21 protein-coding genes and 5 tRNA genes are annotated in these 23,898 nt (G+C 29.5%); 23 read left to right on the top strand and 3 right to left on the bottom strand.

The window, feature by feature from the left end; all coding sequences use genetic code 11:
- Positions 1 to 19 precede the first annotated feature (19 nt).
- The 4 genes from ATH_RS07805 to ATH_RS07790 are packed head-to-tail and all read left to right on the top strand — an operon-like array spanning position 20 to position 2,470.
- Positions 20 to 811 (top strand): thioredoxin family protein, encoded by a 792-nt coding sequence (locus tag ATH_RS07805; protein ID WP_066181341.1) that lies wholly within the window; start codon positions 20 to 22, stop codon positions 809 to 811.
- Positions 798 to 1,241, top strand: a complete 444-nt coding sequence (locus ATH_RS07800) for an MOSC domain-containing protein (protein ID WP_066181344.1) — start codon at positions 798 to 800, stop codon at positions 1,239 to 1,241. Before ATH_RS07805 ends, ATH_RS07800 begins: the two co-directional genes overlap by 14 nt.
- Positions 1,242 to 1,691, top strand: a complete 450-nt coding sequence (locus ATH_RS07795; protein ID WP_066181347.1) for a DsrE family protein — start codon at positions 1,242 to 1,244, stop codon at positions 1,689 to 1,691.
- A gap of 11 nt (positions 1,692 to 1,702) precedes the next feature.
- Complete coding sequence (locus tag ATH_RS07790; RefSeq protein ID WP_066181349.1) at positions 1,703 to 2,470, top strand: alpha/beta hydrolase family protein; 768 nt, start codon at positions 1,703 to 1,705, stop codon at positions 2,468 to 2,470.
- 15 nt (positions 2,471 to 2,485) lie between these two features.
- Here the strand turns inward: ATH_RS07790 and ATH_RS07785 are convergent, their stop codons facing one another.
- The 3 genes from ATH_RS07785 to gpmI are packed head-to-tail and all read right to left on the bottom strand — an operon-like array spanning position 2,486 to position 6,683.
- Positions 2,486 to 4,516 carry a penicillin-binding protein 1A gene (locus ATH_RS07785; RefSeq protein ID WP_066181352.1) on the bottom strand — a complete coding sequence of 677 codons (2,031 nt, stop codon included), beginning with the start codon at positions 4,514 to 4,516 and terminating at the stop codon, positions 2,486 to 2,488.
- A gap of 2 nt (positions 4,517 to 4,518) precedes the next feature.
- Entirely contained in the window at positions 4,519 to 5,208 is a 690-nt protein-coding gene (locus ATH_RS07780; protein ID WP_066181355.1) for an ATP-binding cassette domain-containing protein, read from the bottom strand.
- Positions 5,208 to 6,683, bottom strand: coding sequence for a 2,3-bisphosphoglycerate-independent phosphoglycerate mutase (gpmI, locus tag ATH_RS07775; protein ID WP_066181359.1), 1,476 nt, complete (start codon positions 6,681 to 6,683; stop codon positions 5,208 to 5,210). The genes ATH_RS07780 and gpmI overlap by 1 nt, the downstream gene beginning before the upstream one ends.
- Positions 6,684 to 6,752: 69 nt before the next feature.
- On the opposite strand from gpmI, the gene mraY reads away from it, so the two are divergent.
- The 19 genes from mraY (at position 6,753) to ATH_RS07680 (ending at position 23,824) form a co-directional block, all read left to right on the top strand.
- A complete protein-coding gene (mraY, locus tag ATH_RS07770; RefSeq protein ID WP_066181366.1) occupies positions 6,753 to 7,814 on the top strand; it encodes a phospho-N-acetylmuramoyl-pentapeptide-transferase in 1,062 nt (353 codons plus the stop codon).
- A gap of 3 nt (positions 7,815 to 7,817) precedes the next feature.
- Entirely contained in the window at positions 7,818 to 8,978 is a 1,161-nt protein-coding gene (murD, locus tag ATH_RS07765) for a UDP-N-acetylmuramoyl-L-alanine--D-glutamate ligase (protein ID WP_066185653.1), read from the top strand.
- A 41-nt stretch (positions 8,979 to 9,019) separates the two neighbouring features.
- A tRNA-Phe gene (locus ATH_RS07760) sits at positions 9,020 to 9,095 on the top strand.
- Between the two features lie 13 nt (positions 9,096 to 9,108).
- A tRNA-Thr gene (locus ATH_RS07755) sits at positions 9,109 to 9,185 on the top strand.
- Between the two features lie 62 nt (positions 9,186 to 9,247).
- Positions 9,248 to 9,332 (top strand) — tRNA-Tyr (locus ATH_RS07750).
- Positions 9,333 to 9,343: 11 nt separating this feature from the next.
- Positions 9,344 to 9,420 (top strand) — tRNA-Gly (locus ATH_RS07745).
- 209 nt (positions 9,421 to 9,629) lie between these two features.
- Positions 9,630 to 10,838, top strand: a complete 1,209-nt coding sequence (gene tuf / locus ATH_RS07740) for an elongation factor Tu (protein ID WP_066171420.1) — start codon at positions 9,630 to 9,632, stop codon at positions 10,836 to 10,838.
- Positions 10,839 to 10,856: 18 nt separating this feature from the next.
- Positions 10,857 to 11,015 (top strand): 50S ribosomal protein L33, encoded by a 159-nt coding sequence (gene rpmG, locus ATH_RS07735; protein WP_066159193.1) that lies wholly within the window; start codon positions 10,857 to 10,859, stop codon positions 11,013 to 11,015.
- Positions 11,016 to 11,052: 37 nt separating this feature from the next.
- Positions 11,053 to 11,128, top strand: a tRNA-Trp gene (locus tag ATH_RS07730).
- Positions 11,129 to 11,203: 75 nt separating this feature from the next.
- Complete coding sequence (secE, locus tag ATH_RS07725) at positions 11,204 to 11,386, top strand: preprotein translocase subunit SecE (RefSeq protein ID WP_119184125.1); 183 nt, start codon at positions 11,204 to 11,206, stop codon at positions 11,384 to 11,386.
- A 9-nt stretch (positions 11,387 to 11,395) separates the two neighbouring features.
- The gene (gene nusG / locus ATH_RS07720) at positions 11,396 to 11,923 is read left to right on the top strand and encodes a transcription termination/antitermination protein NusG (protein ID WP_066171426.1); all 528 of its coding nucleotides are present in this window, start codon (positions 11,396 to 11,398) and stop codon (positions 11,921 to 11,923) included.
- 98 nt (positions 11,924 to 12,021) lie between these two features.
- The gene (rplK, locus tag ATH_RS07715) at positions 12,022 to 12,447 is read left to right on the top strand and encodes a 50S ribosomal protein L11 (RefSeq protein WP_066171429.1); all 426 of its coding nucleotides are present in this window, start codon (positions 12,022 to 12,024) and stop codon (positions 12,445 to 12,447) included.
- A gap of 72 nt (positions 12,448 to 12,519) precedes the next feature.
- Complete coding sequence (rplA, locus tag ATH_RS07710; RefSeq protein WP_066181370.1) at positions 12,520 to 13,218, top strand: 50S ribosomal protein L1; 699 nt, start codon at positions 12,520 to 12,522, stop codon at positions 13,216 to 13,218.
- Positions 13,219 to 13,377: 159 nt separating this feature from the next.
- Positions 13,378 to 13,866: a 50S ribosomal protein L10 gene (gene rplJ / locus ATH_RS07705; protein WP_066181373.1), complete on the top strand. Its 489-nt coding sequence runs from the start codon at positions 13,378 to 13,380 to the stop codon at positions 13,864 to 13,866.
- A gap of 42 nt (positions 13,867 to 13,908) precedes the next feature.
- Positions 13,909 to 14,280 carry a 50S ribosomal protein L7/L12 gene (gene rplL, locus ATH_RS07700; protein WP_066181375.1) on the top strand — a complete coding sequence of 124 codons (372 nt, stop codon included), beginning with the start codon at positions 13,909 to 13,911 and terminating at the stop codon, positions 14,278 to 14,280.
- Positions 14,281 to 14,441: 161 nt separating this feature from the next.
- Positions 14,442 to 18,590, top strand: a complete 4,149-nt coding sequence (gene rpoB, locus ATH_RS07695) for a DNA-directed RNA polymerase subunit beta (RefSeq protein WP_066181378.1) — start codon at positions 14,442 to 14,444, stop codon at positions 18,588 to 18,590.
- The gene (rpoC, locus tag ATH_RS07690; RefSeq protein ID WP_066181380.1) at positions 18,580 to 23,106 is read left to right on the top strand and encodes a DNA-directed RNA polymerase subunit beta'; all 4,527 of its coding nucleotides are present in this window, start codon (positions 18,580 to 18,582) and stop codon (positions 23,104 to 23,106) included. Before rpoB ends, rpoC begins: the two co-directional genes overlap by 11 nt.
- 30 nt (positions 23,107 to 23,136) lie before the next feature.
- Positions 23,137 to 23,517 (top strand): hypothetical protein, encoded by a 381-nt coding sequence (locus tag ATH_RS07685; protein WP_066181383.1) that lies wholly within the window; start codon positions 23,137 to 23,139, stop codon positions 23,515 to 23,517.
- 19 nt (positions 23,518 to 23,536) lie between these two features.
- A complete protein-coding gene (locus ATH_RS07680; protein ID WP_066181385.1) occupies positions 23,537 to 23,824 on the top strand; it encodes a YciI family protein in 288 nt (95 codons plus the stop codon).
- Positions 23,825 to 23,898: the final 74 nt, after the last annotated feature.

Below are 23,898 nucleotides of genomic sequence, written 5' to 3'. Positions count from 1 at the left end.
TTTTTAATATAGGAAGAATATGAGAATTATATACTTTTTTTTATTTTTTATAAGTTTTTTAAATGCTTCATTTGAAGAAGGAAAAGAGATTTTTGAAAATAAATGTAGCTCTTGTCATAAAGATTACATACCATTTAATTTAATCAAAGAGAATTTCTATGAAAAGAGTAATAAACTTTTAAATTTAAAAGCACCAACAGCAAATATGATAGTTTGGGCAATGCTTGAAAGTTCAAAAAAAATTGGGGACGAAAATGAAGAGGATTTTAGAGAGATAGAGATAGCTAGTTTTCTAAAATCTTACTTAGAAAATCCAGATAGATTTAATACTATTTGTGATGATACAGCATTGGATTTTTATGATAATAAAAAATCTATGAAGGGTGAATTAAAAGAAGATGAGTTTGAGAAATTGGCAATATATTTTATAGAGTATAAAGATAATATTAAAGAAGAAAGTGTTTTAAAAGCTAGTAAATATTCAAAAGAAGATGAAGAAAATATAATAAAAGAAGCAAAAAATAGTAATAAAAAGATAATAGTTTATGCAAGTTCTAGTACTTGTTATTTTTGTAAAAAGATGGATAGAGAAGTTTTTTCAAAAGAAACAATTAAAAATATTTTAAAAGAGAGCTATATCTTTTTGGAGATTGATATGGATATAAATTCTTTACCTTTTTCTCTACAAAAAGAGTATAAAAAAATAACACCAAGTTTCTTTTTTTTAAATAATAATGAAGAGTTTATTACTCAGTATCCAGGAGCTTGGGTAGAAGAAGATTTTTTAAAGATTTTAAATGAACATAGATAAAGTAATAGAGATTTTTAGTGAAACAAGAAAAGAGAGTTCACTTCCAAGACCAATTGTTAGAAAATTAAATTTAATAGAAAACCATGGAATAGAATTTGATAAATTTGCTTTAAAAAATTTAGAACAAACTGTTCTTTTAGTAGGAATAAATTCATATAATTTAGCATTAGAAAATGATATAAAAATAGAGTTTGGGACTTTGGGCGAAAATATTTTAGTAAGTTTTGATCCACATAAATATGATATAGGTACGAAATTTAAGATTGGAGATGATGCAATGATAGAATTAACACAAATTTGTACAGTTTGTAATCATCTTTCTATATTTGATAAAAAACTTCCAATTTTATTGAAAGAAAAAAGGGGAGTTTATTGTAAAATAATAAAATCAGGTTTGATTTTAAAAAATATGACTATAAAAAGGATATAAATGTATAAAAAACTTCTATTGATTGTTTCAATATTTTTACTTGTTACTACATCTTTTGCTAAAAGTAGTTTTAGCGATCCTCAGCCTAGCTTTGAAAATCCAAGAAAAGTTGTTTACTCTTTAAATGTTTCAGACTTAGAAACAGTAAATGCAACTTTAGGAACAATGTATAATATTTTAAAAGAGTATCCAGCTGAGAGTTTAAAAATTGCAGTTGTAGTCTATGGAAAAGGTATGAGAGCTTTAAGAAAAGATTATGATGAAGATACTTCAAATAGAATAAAATCTCTTATGGAGTATGATGTTGAATTTATTGCTTGTAGAAATACTATGCAAACTATGAACTGGAAAGAAGATGATTTTCTTGATGATATTTCATATACTCAAGCAGGAATAGTTGAATCAGTTGAGAAACAAGTTGATGGTTATATAGGAATTACAGCTTACTAAAAAGGAAAAAAATGTTTAAAATATTTATAATATTAAGTTCAGTTTTATTTACAACACTATTTGCAAATCCAAAAAAGATTTGCAATGAGAAGGGAGATAGTTATATTTTCGTTAAAGGCGAATGTATAAATTATAAAACTTTTTTAGGAGATAGTGAAGGTCTGAATATCATAGTTCATGGAACTTGGGATGAAGGAACAGATATATTAGCAAGATATACACCATTTGCAGAAGATATAGCATTAAGAAGTGATGTTACAACAATTATAGTTGCTCTTCCTGGATATTCAGATAGTTCTAGCAATAAATTAAAAGCAATAGGTTCTAAAGAGTATAAAAATCTTGCAGCAACAAAAGAGTATGTAGAATTCTTTGCATCACTAGTAGATGAATTAAAAAAAGAGTTTGAGAGTTCATATACTACAATTATTGCTCACAGTGCAGGTTGTATGCTAAGTGCTACATCTTTAGGATTTAAAAAAGAATTGATTGATAATCTTTTATGTGCTGGAGGAGTTTATGATATTCATAAGAAAACAGATAAAAAAGATTTAATTTCTGCTATTGATGTTATAAATAAAATATCAAAAGATACAAAAATTGTAATAGTCTATGGTACAAAAGATACAGTTTCTACTCCAAAAATGAATAAAGATTTCTATGAAATAGCAAAGAAAAAAGGATTAAATGTAAAATTAGTTGAGGCAAAAGATGCTTCACATATGGAACTTGAAATGACAAATGCTTCAATGGAAGCTATTGAAGATTTCTTTGAATAAATAAAGTTAGAGTTTTTAAAACTCTAACTCATTTTGATTTGAATTATCCAAAATTACTTGTGTATCTGCATCAGGAAGAGGTGATGCTTTTGTATAAAATTCTGTTCTACCTTTAAAATTAGTAGTAAATACTCCCTCTGGTTTAGTGAAATTTCTTTCAATTTGAGGATTCAATTCTAAGTAGTTTTTATAAAAGTATGCAAAAGCTGGTGATGCTAAAGTACTTCCTGTTTCTGTTCTTCTCATAGGTGTATTATTATCATTTCCAAACCAAACTAGTGTTTGAATAGTTGGAGAATATCCACAGAACCAAGCATCCATATTATCATTTGTTGTTCCAGTTTTACCAGCTAATTCAATACCTGAAACTCTAGATCTTCTACCTGTTCCTGATTTTACAGCTTCTTGAAGAATAGAACTTATTAAATAAGCTTGTTCTTTTGGATTTTGTTCTATATATATTGGTTCATAATCTGTTGATTGATTATTTCTATCTACAACTTTTTCTACAATATAAGGTTTAACTTGTGTTCCTAGATTTGAAAATATTGAGAAAGCACTTGAAAATTCGAGTAAATTAACAGTCATAGAACCAAGAGTTATAGATAGATCATTTACAATATCTTTAAATCCATATCGAATTAAATCTTTAGTAACTTTTCCAACTCCAACATCTGTTACAAGATTCAAAGTTGATAGATTTCTTGATGAAACCAAAGAGTCTCTTAAAGAAACTACTCCTCTAAAGTTTTCTCCATAATTTCTAGGTGACCATCTTTTTTCTATTCCATCAACCTTATAAGTATATGTTCTACTAATATCAAAAAGTAAAGTTGCTGGATTATAACCTTCATTTAAAGCAGTTTGATAAAAGAAAGGTTTAATAGCACTTCCTACTTGTCTTTTTGATTGGAAAGCTCTATGGAATACAGATTTATTATAATCAACACCACCTACAATAGCTAATATTTTTCCAGTATTATTTTCCATTGAAAGTAAAGAACCATTTAGCTCTTTTTGTAAAACTTCATCTTCAATATAGTGAATGTTTTCACCTTCAGGAGGATTTTTTATCCAATCTTTTTCTTCAAGTTCTTTTATATAAGCTTGATTTCTTGAAATAGCTAAATTATAAGAGTTTTTAAGTGCTGTTTGAGCAATATTTTGTGCATCTAAATCAATAGTTAAATATATTTTATATCCACCATATAAAATATCTGGGAAATCTTTTGATAATTCGTACACTGCATAATCAATAGCCCAAGGAGCAATATTTTGAGTAAGAGTTTGATTAAAGATTTGTGGTGTTTCACTTAAAGCTTCACTATATTGTTCTTCATTTATCCAGCCTAAAGTATGCATTCTTGAAATTACTTGGTTTGCTCTTGTAAGTGATACTTGAAGATTTTTTGTAGGATCATAAAAACTAGGAGCTCTAGGAAGACCAACTAAAATGGCAATCTCTTTTAATGATAACTCATATAAATTTTTATTAAAATAACCTTTTGCCGCAGTTTTTACTCCATAATAACCATGTCCAAAATAAACTTGGTTTAAATATCTTTCCAGAATCTCTTCTTTAGTTAATAGTGTTTCTAATCTTATTGATAAAAGAGCTTCTTTTACTTTTCTAATAATTTTCTTTTCTCTTGTTAAAACTAATATTTTTACAAGTTGTTGAGTAAGTGTACTTGCACCTTCGCTATATCCACCAGATTTTATATTTTTAATCATAGCACGACTTATAGCATCTGGATTTATTCCAAAGTGTTCAAAAAATTGAGTATCTTCTATCGCAACAAGACCTTCAATAACACGAGCAGGAATATCATCATAGATTACATATTCTCTATTTTCATCTTTGAATGTATTTGCAAGAAGTTTCCCATTTTTATCATAAAATTGTGAACTTAATTTTGGATTATAATTTACAATTTTATCAATATTATGTTTTATATCTTGATATAAATCATAAAGGTAAACTAATATTACAATTCCAAAAATTATTGATAATGCAAAAACTATTTTTGTAAATTTTTTTAACATAACTACTTCCTAAATTCTTTATCTTTAAAACTTGAACTTATTAAAAGTTTTGTATAAGTTCTTTGTGGATTATTTAAAACTTCTTTTGTATAACCAGATTCAATTATTTTACCATCTTTTAAAATAATAATTTCTTCACAAATATCTATAATACTAGCAATATCATGAGTTACAAATAAAATTTTAATATCTAACTCCTTTTGTAACTCTTTTACTATGTTTATGATATTTGTTTTATTATCAAAATCAAGTGCAGTTGTTGGTTCATCAAGAAGTAAAAGTTTAATATCTTTGCTAATTGCAATAGCAATAATTACTCTTTGAACCTGACCACCACTAATTTGTGAAGGATATTTATTTAGGATATCTAAAGGTAGATTTAAAAGTTTAAAAACTTCCTCTTTTTTACTATCCTCACAAAATATTTGGTCTTTAATTTTTGTCATTGAAGATAGAGATAAAAATGGATTTTGTGGAATAAAACCAATAGTATTGGAGTCTAAAGGAAATTTATAGTCAATACTCTTTTCTAATTCCAAACTTTCAGGTACAAGATCTAAAAGTGCTTTTAAAGTCAAAGATTTACCACTTCCACTTTCTCCTATAATTGCAACTGAATTATTTATTGAAAATGATATATCAAGAAGAGGAATACTCTCTTTAGTAATTTTTATTTTTTTAATATCTATCATTATATTAGTGCTTCATCCATCTCTTTTGGAATAGGAAGATCCATCAGTTTTAATATTGTTGGTGCAATATTATTTAAGCTTCCCTCTTTTACATTTTTTACATTTTTTGCAAGTACAAAGCAATAAACATCTCCAACTGTATGATTTGTTAGAATATTTCCATCTTTATCTTTCATCATTTCACAGTTTCCATGATCAGAAGTTAAAACTACATTATAGTTAGAGTTTTTTGCTTCTTCAATAATTAGACCAAGTTCATAATCAACAGCTTCAACAGCTTTTATTGCTGCTTCATAAACTCCTGTATGTCCAACCATATCACCATTTGCAAAATTAACAACAATGAAATCTGTATTGTTTTTCATAGCCTTTCTTACAGCAACTCCAACTTTAGGAGCTGACATTTCAGGTTGTAAATCATAAGTTGTAACATTTGGTGATGGTATTAAAACTCTTGTTTCATTTAAAAATGGTTCTTCAACTCCACCATTAAAGAAAAATGTTACGTGAGCATATTTTTCTGTTTCAGCTGTGTGAACTTGAGATAAACCAGCCTTTGAAATAACTTCAGCTAAAGTATTTTTAGGATTGTCTTTTGGAAATACAACAGGTATTTTTACATTTTTATCATATTCAGTCATACTTGCAATATTTAAATTTAATTTCTTAATATCAAATTCTTTAAAATCATCTTTTGCAAAACAACTTGAAAGTTCCCTTGCTCTATCACTTCTAAAATTACAAAAAATCAATCCATCATTATCTTTAATTCCATTGTATGAATCAAAAGAACTTGGAACAATAAACTCATCAAAAATCTTATTTTTATAAGAGTTATCTATTAAAGTAAAAATATCTAAAGCTGTTTTTGCTTCTGCATTTGCAATTACATTATAAGCTTTTTCAACTCTGTCCCATCTATTGTCTCTATCCATTGCATAATATCTTCCAGAAATAGTTGCAATTTGTATATTTTTATTACAAATATCAACTAAGTTCTTTATATATTTTTTTGAGCTATCAGGTGCTACATCTCGTCCATCTGTTATTAAATGTAGCCAAACTTTTTTACCAAAGTTTTCTGATATTTTTGCCAGTGCAATAATATGATCAATATGAGAGTGAACTCCACCATCACTTACAAGCCCAATTAGATGAATATTGTTTGAGTTTAAAATAGTTTTTTTGATTACTTCATTTTCTTTTAAAGTATCATTTTTTATTGCAAGATGAATTTTTACTAAATCTTGATATAAAACTCTACCACTTCCAATAGTCATATGACCAACTTCACTATTTCCCATTTGATTAGCAGGAAGACCAACATGCTCACCATAAGTGTGGATTAAACTATAAGGAACATTTTTGAATAGATAATCATAAGTTGGTTTCTTTGCATTACAAAATGCATTAAAATCACAAGAACTATTATGACCAATTCCATCTGTTATTATTAGGAGTGTTTTTTTATTCATAATTTATTTAAACCTTTTAAAAACTTTAATATAATATAATCCTAAAATTTTATCTAAAAAAGGTTTAAATTGTTTTACTGGTTCTATAGACACTTAGATATCAACATCTTTCAGTATATTTCTGTTCGTGCAGGAATTAGTTTTTTTGTAGCATTTATATTAACAATGTATCTAATGCCAAAATTTATAAAATGGGCTAAAAGTAAGAATGCATCGCAACCAATTTATGAATTAGCTCCTGAAAACCATAAGCAAAAAGCAGGAACTCCAACTATGGGTGGAGTAGTTTTTATATTTTCTGCCATTATAGCTACACTTTTAACAGCAAAATTAAATAATTTTTATGTATATGGTGGATTATTAACATTGGCACTTTTTTCACTTATTGGAATACAAGATGATTATAAAAAGATAACTAAAGCAAAAAATTCAGAAGGTTTAAGTGCAAGAATGAAATTATTATTTCAGTTTTTAAGTGCATTAATAGTTGTTGCTTTAATTTATTATTTAGGACATACAAGTAGTTTATATGTTCCTTTTTATAAATATCCTATTTTTGAAATGGGAATTTTTTCAATAGTTTTTTGGATGTTTATAATTGTAGGTTCTTCAAATGCTGTGAATTTAACAGATGGGCTTGATGGTTTAGCAACAGTTCCTTCAATTTTAGCATTTTCAACTCTATCTGTATTGGTATATATTGTTGGACATACAGTATTTGCAAACTATTTATTGCTTCCTAGTATTAGTATAGCTGGAGAGTTAGCTATTTTAGGAGCTGCTATTGTTGGTTCATTAATAGCATTTTTATGGTTTAATGCCTACCCAGCTGAAGTTTTTATGGGAGATAGTGGTTCTTTACCTTTAGGAGCATTAATGGGATTTTTAGCAATTGTTTCAAAATCTGAGATATTATTACTTCTTATTGGATTTATATTTGTTTTAGAAACAGTATCAGTTATGCTTCAAGTAGGTTCATATAAATTAAGACAAAAAAGAGTTTTTCTTATGGCTCCTATTCATCATCATTTTGAGCAAAAAGGATGGAAAGAAAATAAAATAATTGTAAGGTTTTGGATAATAGCATTTATGTCAAATTTAATAGCACTTCTAAGTTTAAAGTTAAGATAAAAGATGAAAAAAATAAGAATTTTAGGAAAAGGTAAAACAGCACTCGCATTAAAAGAAGTATATAAAGATGCAGAGATTTTCGATGACAGTGAAATAGATTTATTTGATAAAGAATCAGATACTTTAACCGTTGTAAGTCCAGGAATTCCACCAAATAATATATTAGTGAAATCTTCAATTAATTTAATTAGTGATTATGATCTATTTTATGAAGAGATGCCTTTTTCTATATGGATTAGTGGAACAAATGGAAAAACAACAACAACTCAAATGTGTCAGGTAGTATTGGAAGATTTAAATTCATCTTATGGAGGAAATATAGGAATTCCTCTTAGCAAACTTGATAAAAGTAAAAATATATGGATTTTAGAAACTTCATCTTTTACTCTACATTATACAAAAGAAGCCAAACCAAATATTTATATACTGCTTCCAATTTCACATGATCATATAACTTGGCATGGTTCGTATGAAGCTTATAAAGAAGCAAAACTAAAGCCTTTGGAATTTATGCAAGAGAATGATATTGCTATTATTCCTAATGAATTTAAAGATATAGAAACATCTGCACATCTTATTTCTTATTCAAATAGTGATGATTTATGTGAACACTTTAAAATAGATAAAGAGAAGATAAATTTCAAAGAACCTTTTTTGTTAGATGCTATTTTGGCTTTGTGTACAAAAAAAATATTAACTGATAAAATAGATTATGAAAAGATAAATAGTTTTAGAATAGATAAACATAAAGTTGAAGAGTTTTATGATAGAAAGAATAGACTTTGGATTGATGATAGTAAAGCAACAAATTATGATGCAACATTAAATGCACTTATTCCATATTATGATAAAAAAATACATTTAATTTTAGGTGGAGATGACAAAGGAGTAGATTTAAATATTTTATTTGAAACTATCTCAAAATTAAATTTAATAGTATATGCTATTGGTTCAAATTATTATAGAATAATCACTTATTGTAAAAGTTATAATATTGAAGTATTAGAGTGTAGAACTTTAGATATTGCTGTTAGTAGAATAGATGAAAATTTACAAAAAGATGATATTGCTATTTTATCACCAGCAGCAGCATCTTTAGATCAATATAGCTCATATCTACAAAGAGGAGAAGAATTTAAAAAGTTTGTATTTAATTTAAGTTAAGATTAATAAACAAACTTGTATAATTTCACTCCATTTTCAGTGGTTCGATAGCTCAGTCGGTAGAGCAAAGGATTGAAAATCCTTGTGTCGACAGTTCGATTCTGTCTCGAACCACCATTTATTTTTGGATGCTGGTGTAGCTCAGTTGGCTAGAGCAGCTGATTTGTAATCAGCAGGTCGGGGGTTCAACTCCCTTCACCAGCTCCATTATTTTAGTCGTGCGTAAGTTTTAAAAAACAGCGCTTGACCAGAGCAATAATTTTTAATATGGTGAGGTTGGAGAGTGGTCAAATCCTGCGGACTGTAAATCCGCCGCCTACGGCTTCGAAGGTTCAAATCCTTCTCTCACCACCACGGTAAATGTTGCGGGAGTAGCTCAGTTGGCTAGAGCTTCTGCCTTCCAAGCAGACTGTCGCGAGTTCGAGTCTCGTCTCCCGCTCCATTTTTTATTGATTACTGGGAGCTGAGTTATATTTGCACATATATTTATAACTCTTAATATATTTAATCCCATTAATTTAGTTTTTAGTATTTAGTATATATAATACTCAGCACATTTTGTGCAAATCCCCTCTGAATAGAGAAGCCATAAGGCTTATCTACTCAGAGGGCAATAAAGCAAATAAAATAATTTAGAAGGGGAATATTCCTATGGCAAAAGAAAAGTTTTCAAGAAACAAACCGCACGTAAATATCGGTACAATCGGTCACGTTGACCACGGTAAAACAACTACAACTGCTGCAATTTCAGCGGTTTTAGCTCTACAATATGGTGGAGAGATGAAAGATTATGATCAAATCGATAATGCTCCAGAAGAAAGAGAAAGAGGAATTACTATTGCTACTTCTCATATTGAGTATGAAACAGATAAAAGACACTATGCACACGTAGATTGTCCAGGTCACGCGGATTATGTTAAAAACATGATTACTGGTGCTGCTCAAATGGATGGTGCTATTTTAGTTATCGCTTCAACAGATGGACCAATGGCTCAAACAAGAGAGCACATTCTTCTTTCTAAACAAGTTGGAGTACCTTATATAGTTGTATTCTTAAATAAAGAAGATCAATTGGACCCTTCAGATAAAGATGAGATGTTAGAATTAGTTGAAATGGAAATTAGAGAGTTACTTTCAACTTATGATTTCCCAGGAGATGATACACCAATCGTTGCTGGTTCTGCGTTCCAAGCTTTAGAAGAAGCTAAAAAAGGTTCAGTTGGACCATGGGGAGAAAAAATTGTTGCTTTAATGGCTGCAGTTGATGAGTATATCCCAACTCCAGAAAGAGATACAGATAAACCATTCTTAATGCCTGTTGAAGATGTTTTCTCAATTTCAGGAAGAGGAACAGTTGTTACTGGAAGAATTGAACTAGGAACAATTAAAGTTGGTGAAGAGATCGAAATCGTTGGATTTGGAGATACAAGAAAAACAACAGTTACTGGTGTTGAAATGTTCAGAAAAGAGATGGATCAAGGTCAAGCTGGAGATAACTGCGGTATTCTTCTAAGAGGTATCAAAAAAGAAGATGTTGAAAGAGGTCAAGTTCTTTGTAAGCCAGGAACAATTAAACCACATACATCATTTAAATGTGAAGTTTATATTCTTTCAAAAGAAGAAGGTGGAAGACATACTCCATTCTTTAGTGGATATAGACCACAATTCTATGTTAGAACAACAGACGTTACAGGTTCTTGTACACTAGCAGAAGGTACAGAAATGGTTATGCCAGGTGATAATGTTGAAATGACAGTAGAATTAGTTGCTCCAATTGCTCTAGAAAAAGGAACAAAGTTCGCTATTAGAGAAGGTGGAAGAACTGTTGGTGCTGGAGTTGTTTCAGAAATCATCAAATAAGGATTCTTTATGGCAGCAATAAGAATTAAAATAGGATTAAAATGCCAAGAAAGTGGAGATATTAACTACACTACTTGGAAAAATCCAAAAACTCATACTGAAAAGTTTGAAGTAAAAAAATATTGTCCAAGATTAAAAAAACACACTATTCATAAAGAAGTGAAATTAAAATCTTAGTCATTAAAGCTTGAGAGAAATCTCAAGCTTTTTAAATAGGTCAGTAGCTCCAATGGTAGAGCATCGGATTCCAAATCCGAGTGCTGGGGGTTCGAGTCCCTCCTGGCCTGCCACGAATTTAATTTTTTAAAAAGAGTTTTGGCTTTTTTTGAAGAGTTAAAATTAAATTTAAAAAGATGGAGACAGTTTTGAGTAAAGCTAGTAATTATTTTAACAGTGTAAAAGCTGAACTATCTAAAGTGATATTTCCTATAAAAGAGCAAATTAGAACAGCTTATATTTCGGTATTTATAGTTGTTACTGTTATAGCTATATTTTTAGCTTTAATTGATGGTGCTATGTCTCTTGGACTATCAATGATACTAGGATAAGGAAGATAAATGGCACATAAATGGTACGCAATACAGACTTATTCTGGAAGTGAGTTAGCTGTAAAGAGAGCAATATTAAAATTAGCAGATGAAATGGAAGATGATAGAATAGCTGAAGTTCTAGTTCCAACAGAAGATTTAATAGAAGTAAAAAAAGGTAAGAAAGTAATTATAGAAAGGCCGCTTTACCCAGCTTATGCATTTGCAAAAATTGATTTAGATACAGCACTTTGGCATAGAATCCAATCAATGCCAAAAGTTGGAAGATTTATTGGTGAATCAAAAAAACCAACAGCTTTAAGTGAAAAAGACATTAATCTTATTTTAGAAAAAGCTAAAAATAAAGCAGCAGCAAAACCAAAAATATCTTTTGATGAAGGTGAAATGGTAAGAATAAACGAAGGACCATTCGCAAACTTTAATGGTATTGTTGAAGACTTTGATCTGGTTTCAGGAATTTTGAAACTGAATGTTTCTATTTTTGGAAGAAATACTCCTGTTGAGATATCTTACACTCAAGTAGAGAGAATAGTATAAAAAATTAATTTAGGCATTAGGCAAAGAAACTAGCTTCTTTTTAGTTTTTTTGCCTAATGTCTAATCATTAATTATTTAAATTTTTTAAAGGAATAGCAATGGCTAAGAAAATTCAAGGTTATTTAAAACTACAAATACCTGCAGGAGCTGCAAATCCATCACCTCCAGTTGGTCCAGCTTTAGGACAAAGAGGTGTTAATATTATGGAGTTTTGTAAAGCATTTAACGAAAAAACTAAAGATAAAGCAGGTTATAGATTGCCAGTTGTTATCACAATTTTTACAGATAAAAGTTTTACATTTGAAGTTAAACAACCACCAATGACTGAATTGATTAAAAAAATTTCAGGAATTAAAAAAGGTAGTGATAATCCACTTAAAAATAAAGTTGGAAAATTATCAAAAGCACAAATCATGGAGATCGTTGATTTAAAAATCAAAGATTTAAATACTGATGATAAAGAACAAGCTGCAAAAATTGTTGCTGGTTCAGCTAGATCAATCGGAGTTGATGTAGAACTATAATTCTACAAGAGTCTAACCACAAGACCTTAAAAAAGTGGAAGCAAATTAAAATAAAAATTGCGGAGTAAAAATATGGCAAAAATTTCAAAAAGATATAAAGCATTAAGTTCTAAAGTTGAAGATAGAAAATACTCTTTAGAAGAAGCTTGTAATTTAATAAAAGATTTAAAATCTGCTAAGTTTGATGAGAGTGTAGAAGTTGCACTTAATTTAAATGTTGATCCAAGACATGCAGATCAAATGATTAGAGGAGCAGTTGTTCTTCCAAATGGTACAGGTAAAACTGTAAGAGTTGCTGTTTTTGCAAAAGGTGTAAAAATGGATGAAGCTAAAGCAGCTGGTGCTGATATTGTTGGAAATGATGATTTAGCTGAAGCTATCCAAGCTGGAAATATTAATTTTGATGTTCTAGTAGCAACTCCTGATTGTATGGGTATTGTTGGTAAAGTGGGTAGAATACTTGGGCCAAAAGGTTTAATGCCAAATCCAAAAACTGGAACTGTAACAATGGATGTAACAAAAGCTGTTAATGATGCAAAAGGTGGTCAAGTTACATATAGAGTTGATAAAAAAGGTAATATGCAAGCAGCTGTTGGGAAAGTATCTTTTTCAGCAGAAGCTATTAAAGAAAATGTAGAAGCTTTTATTTCAGCTATTAATAAAGCAAAACCATCGACTGCAAAAGGTAGATATATTGCTAATGCAGCTATTAGTTTAACTATGAGCCCATCAGTTGTTTTAGACAACATGGAACTTTTAGAAATTAGATAAGGTCAAATCCTTATCTAATTTAACATTCAATAGTGTTGATAAAATCAATATTTTTGAGTGTTCAAAGCACTGAAATAAAACTGAAGACAGCTGGTAAAAGAACTCCTCGTTCTTTTGTAAGTCCCGCCTAGGATGATGTTTTGAAAGGAGGAATATATAATGACAAGACAAGAAAAATCAGAAATTATTGATTCTCTATCTGCTGAGTTTAAAAACTCTTTAGCTGTTGTTGTTTGTGACTATAAAGGGCTTACTCATAAAGAGTTAGAAACTTTAAGAAAAAATGCAAGAGATAATAATACTAAAGTTCAAGTTATTAAAAATACTTTGGTAGCTAAGGCTGTTAAAGCAGCAGAATTAGGAGATATTGATTTATCTGGAACAAATATTTATCTTTGGTCTGAAGATCAAATTTCAGCTTGTAAAGTAGCTGATAAATTTGTTACTTCAATGAAAGATAAGTTCTCAATTAAATCAGGAATTATTGAAGGTACGATTGTTGATGCTGCAAAAGTTAATGCATTTGCTAAATTACCATCAAAAGAAGAACTTCTTGGAATGCTTGCATCTGTATGGATGGGACCAGTTAGAAACTTTACTATCGGTCTTGATGCTCTTAGAAGAAAAAAAGAAGAAGAGGCTGCTTAATTATTTAAGTTATTAAAATTAAAAATATAAAAAGGATAGAAAATGGCAATTTCTAAAGAAGACGTTTTAGAATTTATCTCTGGATTATCAGTATTAGAATTATCAGAGTTAGTAAAAGAATTTGAAGAAAAATTTGGTGTATCTGCACAACCTGTTGCAGTTGCTGGTGGAGCAGTTGCTGCTGTTGAAGCTGCTGAAGAAAAAACTGAATTTGATGTAATTATCTTAGATTCAGGAGATAAAAAAATTAATGTAATTAAAGAAATCAGAGCAATTACAGGTCTTGGATTAAAAGAAGCTAAAGATGCAGCTGAGCAAACTCCTTCAACAATTAAAGAAGGAATTTCTAAAGCTGATGCTGATACAATCAAAGCTCAACTTGAAGCAGCTGGTGCTAAAGTAGAAGTTAAGTAAGTTTTTAAACTTAAGGATATATAGGGAACCTTCCCTATATAAGCTTAGCATCTTTGAAGGCTAAGGTTAAAATTTATAAGAATTTTAACCTTATCCTTTATGGATGCTTTTGTGCTTTATAATATAAAGCAAACAAACCAAATTTTATGATAAGGTGTCAAATGTTAAACTCTTTAAAATCTGGTAATAGACTCAGAGTAGATTTTGCGAAAAACCCACAAAAAATCGAAATTCCTAACTTATTACAATTACAACAAAATTCGTATGACTCTTTTTTAATGGTAGATAAAAAAGATAGATCACAAGCTGGTATAGAAAAAGTTTTCAAAACTATATTTCCTATTCATGATGCACAAAGTAGGCTAACTTTAGACTATTTGGGAAGTGAAGTTGGAAAACCTAGATATGATGTAAGAGAGACAATGATTAGAGGACTTACATATTCAATTCCTCTTAAAATCAATGTTAGATTAACTCTTTGGGATTTAGATGAAAAGACTGGTGAAAGAATCGGTGTAAAAGATATAAAAGAACAATCTTTATTTGTAAGAGAAATTCCTTTAATGACTGATAGAACATCATTTATTGTAAATGGTGTTGAAAGAGTTGTTGTAAATCAATTACATAGATCGCCAGGTGTTATTTTCAAAGAAGATGAATCAAATACAGCAGAAAGTAAACTTCTTTATACTGGACAAATTATTCCTGATAGAGGTTCATGGTTATATTTCGAATATGATGCAAAAGATATCTTATATGTAAGAATTAATAAAAGAAGAAAAGTTCCAATTACTATTCTATTTAGAGCTTTAGGATATTCAAAAGAGGATATTGTAAAACTATTTTATCCTGTAATTAATATTAAAATTAAAAATAATAAATTTTTAACAGAATTTAACCCAGATGATTTTATGGGAAGAATTGATTACGACATTAAAGATGATAAAGGTAATTTAATTATTGGTGCAGGTAAAAGATTAACGGCAAGAAAAGCAAAAGCTTTAATTGAAGGTGGTTTAAAATTAATTGAATATCCACTTGAACTATTAATGGATAGACATACTGCAAGTACAATTTATGACCCAGAATCAGGAGAAGTATTATTTGATGCTTTAACTGGACTTGATGAATTAAAATTAAAAAAACTTTTAGATCTTAAATTTGATTCATTTGAAATTGCAAATGATCTTTCAAGTAGTGCTGATGCATCTATTATTAATGCATTTAAAGCAGATGCAGAATCTTTAAAGCTATTAAAACAAATTGAGCAAATTGATGATGAAAATGATTTAGCTGCAATTAGAATTTATAAAGTTATGAGACCAGGTGAACCTGTAACAAAAGAAGCTGCAAAAGAGTTCATAAGAAAACTTTTCTTTGATCCTGAAAGATATGATTTAACAAAAGTTGGAAGAATGAAAATGAACCATAAGCTAGGGGTTAATGTTCCTGAATATGTAACAACTCTAACTTATGAAGATATTATAAAAACTGTTCAATACCTAATAAAAGTTAAAGCTGGTAATGGACATATTGATGATAGGGATCACTTAGGAAATAGAAGAATTAGAGCTATTGGTGAACTTTTAGCAAATGAGTTACACGCTGGGCTTATTAAAATGCAAAAAACAATTAGAGATAAAATGACAACTCTGAGTGGTACACTAGAAGATATAATGCCTCATGATTTAATCAATTCAAAAATGATTACTTCTACAATAACAGAGTTCTTCACAAGTGGTCAACTTTCTCAGTTTATGGATCAAACAAATCCATTATCAGAAGTTACTCACAAAAGAAGATTATCTGCTCTTGGAGAAGGTGGTTTAGTAAAAGAGAGAGCTGGATTTGAAGTAAGAGATGTTCACCCAACTCACTATGGAAGAATTTGTCCAGTTGAAACACCTGAGGGACAAAATATTGGTCTTATTAATACTTTATCAACTTTCTCTAAAGTTAATGATTTGGGATTTATTGAAGCTCCTTATAAAAAAGTTGTTGATGGAGTTGCAACAAATGAAATTACATATTTCACAGCAACTCAAGAAGAAGGGCTTGTAATAGCTCCAGGAAGTACAAAACTTGATGAAAATGGGAAAATTTTAGAACCATTAGTTGAAGTTAGATTAAATGGTGAAATCCTTTTAATGGAGAGAAGTAAAGTTGATTTAATTGATATCTCTTCTCAAATGGTTATGGGAGTTGCTGCAAGTTTAATTCCATTTTTAGAGCATAATGATGCAAATAGAGCACTTATGGGTTCAAACATGATGAGACAAGCAGTTCCTTTAATTAACCCAACTGCTCCAATTGTTGGAACTGGTTTAGAAAAAACAGTTGCAAGAGATGCATGGGAAGCTATCAAAGCAAGTAGAACAGGTATTGTAGAAAAAGCTGATTCTAAAAATATTTATATTAGCGGTGAAGATGAAAATGGTGCATTTATTGATCACTATGAAGTAAATAAAAACGTTAAAACAAATAATAATACATCTTTTGGGCAAAGAGTTGCTATTAAAGAAGGTGATACTATTGAAGCAGGGCAAGTAATTGCTGATGGACCTTCAATGGATAAAGGAGAATTAGCTGTTGGAATTAATGCTATGGTTGCATTTATGCCATGGAATGGGTATAACTATGAGGATGCTATTGTTTTAAGTGAAAGACTTATTAAAAAAGATGCATTTACTTCAGTTCATATTTATGAAAAAGATATTGAGTGTAGAGAGCTTAAACATGGTAATGAAGAGATAACAAGAGATTTACCAGGTGTTAAAGAAGAAAATATAACTCATCTTGATGGTTCTGGAATTGTAAAAGTTGGAACATATGTAACTCCTGGAATGATTCTTGTTGGAAAAGTTACACCAAAAGGTGAAATTAAACCAACTCCTGAAGAGAGACTTTTAAGAGCAATTTTTGGAGATAAAGCAGGACATGTTATAAATAAATCTTTATATTGTCCAACATCAATGGAAGGAACAGTTGTTGATGTTAAAGTGTTTACTAAAAAAGGTTATGAAAAGTGTGAGAGAGCAAAAACAGAAATAGATTTAGAAAAAAATGAACTAAATCAAAAACATCTTGATAAACTTTTAATGCTTGATAGAGAAGAAGCTTTAAAAATAAATAATCTTTTATCAAAAGCAAAACTTGAAAAAGAGCTTGAACTTGATGGTACAACATACAAAAAAGGTGAATCACTTAGTTTAGAAACTCTTACAAATGTAAATAGATTTGCTATGAAAAAAGTAGTTTCTTCATATGGAAAAGATATTGAAAAAACTTATAATGATATAAAAGAGCATTTTATTAGACAAAAAGCTCAATTAAGAAAAGATCATGAAGAAAAACTTGATATTTTAGAGCATGATGATATTTTAGCAAGTGGAGTAATTAAACAAGTTAAAGTATATATTGCAACTAAGAGAAAAATCAAAGTTGGTGATAAAATGGCTGGGCGACATGGAAATAAAGGTATTGTTTCAAATATCGTTCCAAGAGTTGATATGCCATATTTAGAAGATGGAACAACTGTTGATATTATTTTAAATCCACTTGGGGTTCCTTCGAGAATGAACATTGGACAAATTATGGAAGTTCACTTAGGATTAGTTGGACGAAGATTAGGAAAACAAATTCAGCATATATATGAAGCTAAAAAAGGTGAATATATATCTGATTTAAGAACAAAAATGATTGAAGTTGCTGGAGTTGCAAAACTTATGAATGCAAAATCATTTGTTGAGAAATTAAGTGATGATGAGTTATTAAACTATGCTAGAGATTGGTCAAAAGGTGTTAAGTTTGCAACACAAATTTTTGATGGTGTTGAAGCTTATGACTTTGAAAAACTATTTGAAATGGCAAAAATTGATAGTGATGGAAAATCTGTTTTATTTGATGGTAAAACAGGTGAGCAAATGAAAGAAAGAGTAAATGTTGGTTATATGTATATGCTAAAACTACATCACTTAGTTGATGAAAAAGTTCACGCAAGAAGTACAGGGCCATACTCTTTAGTAACTCAACAACCAGTTGGTGGAAAAGCTTTATTTGGTGGGCAAAGATTTGGAGAGATGGAGGTTTGGGCATTAGAAGCTTATGGTGCAACAAATGTACTAAAAGAGATGCTTACAACAAAATCTGATGATGTTGAAGGAAGAACAAGAGCATATAGAGCCATAGCAAATGGTGAGAATGTTCCAGCTTCAGGAGTTCCAGAAACATTCTTTGTTTTAACAAAAGAGTTAAAAGCCTTAGCTTTAGATGTAGAGATTTTTGAAGAGGTAGAAAACGATGAGCAATAATGAAAAAATATTAGCACCAATTGAAATTAAAGAGCTTGAAAGACCTCAAGATTTTTCAGCATTTCAATTAAAGTTAGCAAGTCCAGAGAAAATTTTAAGCTGGTCTTGTGGAGAAGTTAAAAAACCTGAAACAATTAATTATAGAACATTGAAACCAGAAAGAGATGGATTGTTTTGTGCTAAAATTTTTGGACCTGTAAAAGATTATGAGTGTCTTTGTGGTAAGTACAAAAAGATGAGATATAAAGGAATTGTTTGTGAAAAATGTGGAGTTGAAGTAACTTCAAGTAAAGTAAGAAGACATAGAATGGGGCATATTGAACTAGTTTCTCCTGTTGCTCATATTTGGATGGTTTCTTCACTTCCTTCAAGAATAGGAACACTTTTAGGTGTTAAATTAAAAGATTTAGAAAGAGTTCTTTATTATGAAGCATATATTGTAAATGAGGCTGGAGAGGCTTTTTATGATGGTGAAAGAACTAAAAAAATTGAAAAATATGATATTTTAAATGAAGAACAATATAGAACAGTAGCAGATCTATTTGAACACACTGGTTTTGAAGCAAAAATGGGTGGAGAAATTATAAGAGATTTACTTGCAGGACTTGATTTATTTGAACTTTTAACACTATTAAAAGATGATATGAATTCAACAAAATCAGAAGCAAAAAGAAAAACTATAATTAAAAGATTAAAAGTTGTAGAAAACTTTATAAATAGTGGAAATAAAGCTGAGTGGATGATGCTTACTCAACTTCCAGTTCTTCCACCTGATTTAAGACCACTTGTTTCACTTGATGGTGGAAAGTTTGCTGTTTCAGACGTAAATGATCTTTATAGAAGAGTTATAAATAGAAATAATAGATTAAAAAGATTAACTGAACTGGATGCTCCTGAAATTATTATTAGAAATGAAAAAAGAATGCTTCAAGAAGCTGTTGATGCTCTTTTTGATAATGGTAAAACAGCAAATGCTGTTAAAGGTGCAAATAAAAGACCTCTTAAATCTTTAAGTGAGATTATTAAAGGTAAACAAGGAAGATTTAGACAAAACTTACTTGGAAAAAGGGTTGACTTCTCTGGAAGATCTGTTATTGTTGTTGGACCTGAATTAAATATGGATCAATGTGGTATTCCTAAAAAGATGGCACTAGAGTTATTTAAACCACATTTAATGGCAAAACTTGAAGAAAAAGGTTATGCAACGACTTTAAAAGCTGCAAAGAGATTGATTGAAGCTGAGACAAATGAAGTTTGGGAATGTTTAAGTGAAATTGTTGATGAATATCCAATTTTATTAAATAGAGCACCAACTCTTCATAAATTATCAATTCAGGCATTCCACCCTGTTTTAATTGATGGAAAAGCTATTAGACTTCATCCACTTGTTTGTGCTGCATTTAATGCTGACTTCGATGGTGACCAAATGGCTGTTCACGTTCCATTATCACAAGAAGCTGTTGCTGAAGCAAAAATATTAATGATGAGTTCAATGAACATATTATTACCAGCTTCAGGTAGAGCGATTGCTGTTCCTTCACAAGATATGATTTTAGGTATATATTATCTATCTTTAGAAAAAGAATCAGTTAAGGGTTCTCATAAATTATTTACAGATGTTAATGAAGTTAAAATAGCATTAGATATGAATTTAATTGATCTTCATGCAAAAATTAGAACAAAATTAGATAATAAAGTTGTAAAGACAACTGTTGGAAGATTATTAATTCATGAAATTTTACCACCATTTGTACCTATGAACTTATGGAATAAAGTTCTAAAGAAAAAAGATATAGGTGCTTTAGTTGATTATATTTATAAAGAAGCTGGATATGAAGTAACACCAAGATTTTTAGATAACTTAAAAAATCTTGGGTTTAAATATGCAACTTCTGCTGGAATTTCTATTTCAATTGATGATATTAGAGTTCCTGATAGTAAAACAGATCATATTACAAAATCTAAAAAAGATGTAATTGAAGTTCAAAAACAGTTCTCTCAAGGATTACTAACAGAGCAAGAAAGATACAATAAAACTATTGATATCTGGACAGAAGCTAATAATAAATTAGGTTCTGAAATGATGGAACTTGTTAAAAGTGATAAAGATGGATTCAACTCAATATATATGATGGCGGATTCAGGAGCAAGAGGTAGTGCAACACAAATTAGACAGCTTTCAGGGATGAGAGGTCTTATGGCAAAACCTGATGGAACTATTATTGAAACACCAATTATCTCTAACTTTAAAGAGGGACTAAATGTACTTGAATACTTTATTTCTACTCACGGAGCTAGAAAAGGTCTTGCAGATACAGCTTTAAAAACAGCAAATGCTGGATATTTAACAAGAAAACTGATTGACGTTTCTCAAAATGTTAGAATTACTGATGAAGATTGTGGAACTCACGAAGGAATTGAGATTACAGATATTACATCTGGAAATGAGTTAATTGAAACTTTAGAAGAGAGAATTACAGGTAGAGTTATTGCTGAAGATATAATTGACCCAATTTCAAATGAGATCTTATTTGCTGAAGGTAGTTTAATAACTGAAGAGTATGCAAAAATTGTAAAAGAATCTGAAGTTAAATCTGTAATTATCAGAACACCATTAACTTGTAAAAGTGAAAATGGATTATGTTCAAAATGTTATGGATTAAACCTTGGTGAACAAAGAAAAGCAAAACCAGGAGAAGCTGTTGGAGTTGTTGCTGCACAATCTATTGGTGAGCCTGGAACTCAGCTGACACTTAGAACTTTCCACGTTGGAGGAACAGCAAGTGCTACTCAAACAGAAAGAGAATTAAAAGCAGATAAAGAAGGGTTTATTAGATATTATAATATCAAAAAATATGATACAAAAGATGGAAAAGCTATTGTAGCAAATAGAAGAAATGCTGGGGTATTATTAGTTGAACCAAAAATTAATGCTCCATTTAAAGGAAAAGTTTCGGTTGAAACTATTCATGATGAAGTTATTTTAACTATTACAAATGATAAAGATAAAAAACAATATTTCTTAAGAAAAAGTGATGTTGCAAAAGTAAATGAGCTTGCTGGAATTTCTGGGAAAATTGAAGGAAAACTATATTTACCACATACTGATGGTGCAGTAGTAGAAAATAATGATTCTATTGTTGAAATAATTAAAGATGGATGGAATGTTCCAAATAGAATTCCATTTGCAGCTGAGTTAAAAGTTGAAGATGGAGCTCCTGTAACATCTAAAGTTCTTTCAGCATCAAAAGGTATTGTTAAATATTATAAATTAACAGGGGATCATTTAGAGAGAAAAGAAGATATAAAATCTGGTGATAAGGTTGTAGAAAAAGGTCTTTTTGCTGTTGTTGCAGATAAAGAAGATAGAGAAGCAGCAAGATATTATATTTCAAGAGGTTCTTCTATTATATTAAATGATAATAGTGAAGTTGAAAAAGGAGCTTTAATATCTGCTCCAACTGTTGCTGAACAAACTGTTATTGCAGAGTGGGATCCATATGCAAATCCAATTATTGCTGAAGAAGCTGGAACAGTAACTTTTGAAGATATTATTCCAGGAGTAACAGTTTCTGAACAATTTGATGAGTTAACAGGAACTTCAAAACTAGTTGTAAATGAATATATTCCAAGTGGATATAAACCAACAGTTTTATTAGCAACAGCAAATGATGAAATTATAAGATATTCATTAGATTCTAAAGCTTCTTTAAATATTCAAGAGGGAAGTAAAGTTGAAGTTGCAGATATTATTGCAAAAACACCAAAAGCAACTCAAAAATCTAAGGATATTACAGGAGGTCTTCCTAGAGTTTCTGAATTATTTGAAGCAAGACGTCCAAAAAATATTGCAGTTTTAGCATCATTTGATGGAACTGTAACATTTGGAAAACCACTTAGAAATAAACAAAGATTAGTTATAACAGATGAAACAGGTGGACAAAGTGAATATTTAGTTGAAAAAGGGAAACAGATTTTAGTACATGAAGGTGAGTTTGTTCATGCTGGTGAAGCATTAACAGATGGACAAGTTTCTCCTCATGATGTACTAAGAATTATGGGTGAGAAAGCTCTTCACTATTTTATTGTTTCTGAAGTTCAACAAGTTTATAGATCTCAAGGGGTTAATATTGCTGATAAACATATTGAGGTAATTACATCTCAAATGTTAAGACAAGTATCAATTCTTGATGGAGGAGATACAAAATTCATTATGGGTGATATGATTTCTAAAAAGAGATTTAAAATTGAAAATGAAAAAATAGTAAGAATGGGTGGAAGACCAGCTATTGCTGAACCAGTTCTTTTAGGAATTACAAGAGCTGCTGTTACAAGTGATAGTATCATTTCAGCTGCATCTTTCCAAGAAACTACAAAAGTATTAACAGAAGCAGCAATTAGTGCAAAAATGGATATGCTTGAAGACTTAAAAGAGAATGTTGTAATAGGAAGAACAATTCCTGTTGGAACAGGTCTTTATAAAGATAAAAAAATTAAATTCTCTGAAGCGGAGTAATATATAGGGTTTTACCCTATATATTTATAAATGACAATTTTCTACCTATTTATATTTTTTATTGCTATTGAACTTTTTGAAACAAACTGGCAAAAATCTGACACACTATATGGAATATTAAAGAATAATTTTACTATATATAAAAGAAATATTTTTTTATATTTTATACTTCATAGCTCATTTATTTATACTATATATTTAGCTGTTACTTTAAATAATTTTGGGTTTTTTTTAAGTTCTATAATTGTGCTAAAGTTTGTTGATATTGCTTTTAAATTATCAATTATGAATAAAATCTCAAAAGGTGAAGAACTAAATTCAATAATACCAATTGATGTTAAAATAGGAGCAACTTTAAAATATTTAAATGTATTTTTATATCCTAGTTTGTTCTTATTGTCAACTTACTAAATTTAAAAAAAGGAATAAAATGCAATATTTGGTTATCGCATATGATTATGAAGATGCTCTTGATAGAAGAATGGCTTGTAGAGATGAACATGTAAAAAATACAAAGAAATTAATGAATGAAAAAAAGATTATAAATGCAGGTGCATTAATAGAAAATGATAAAATGGTAGGTTCATCACTTTTTGTAGATTTTAGTAGTGATGATGAACTTGAAAAATGGCTTGAAAATGAAGTTTATGTTATAAATAAAGTTTGGGATTATGATAATATACAAATAGTTCCTATAAAACTATTAGCAAATAGCTAAAAATACACACTTACAAAAATAAAAATGAGTAATTAAGTTTAATAATATCTATTTTTAGAGAGAATACATAGTTA

Origin of the sequence: Aliarcobacter thereius LMG 24486 (genome assembly GCF_004214815.1) — a bacterium.
Lineage (GTDB): Bacteria > Campylobacterota > Campylobacteria > Campylobacterales > Arcobacteraceae > Aliarcobacter > Aliarcobacter thereius.
The sequence above is the reverse complement of the archived record's forward strand: the minus strand, read 5'-3'. Positions and strand labels throughout refer to the sequence as shown.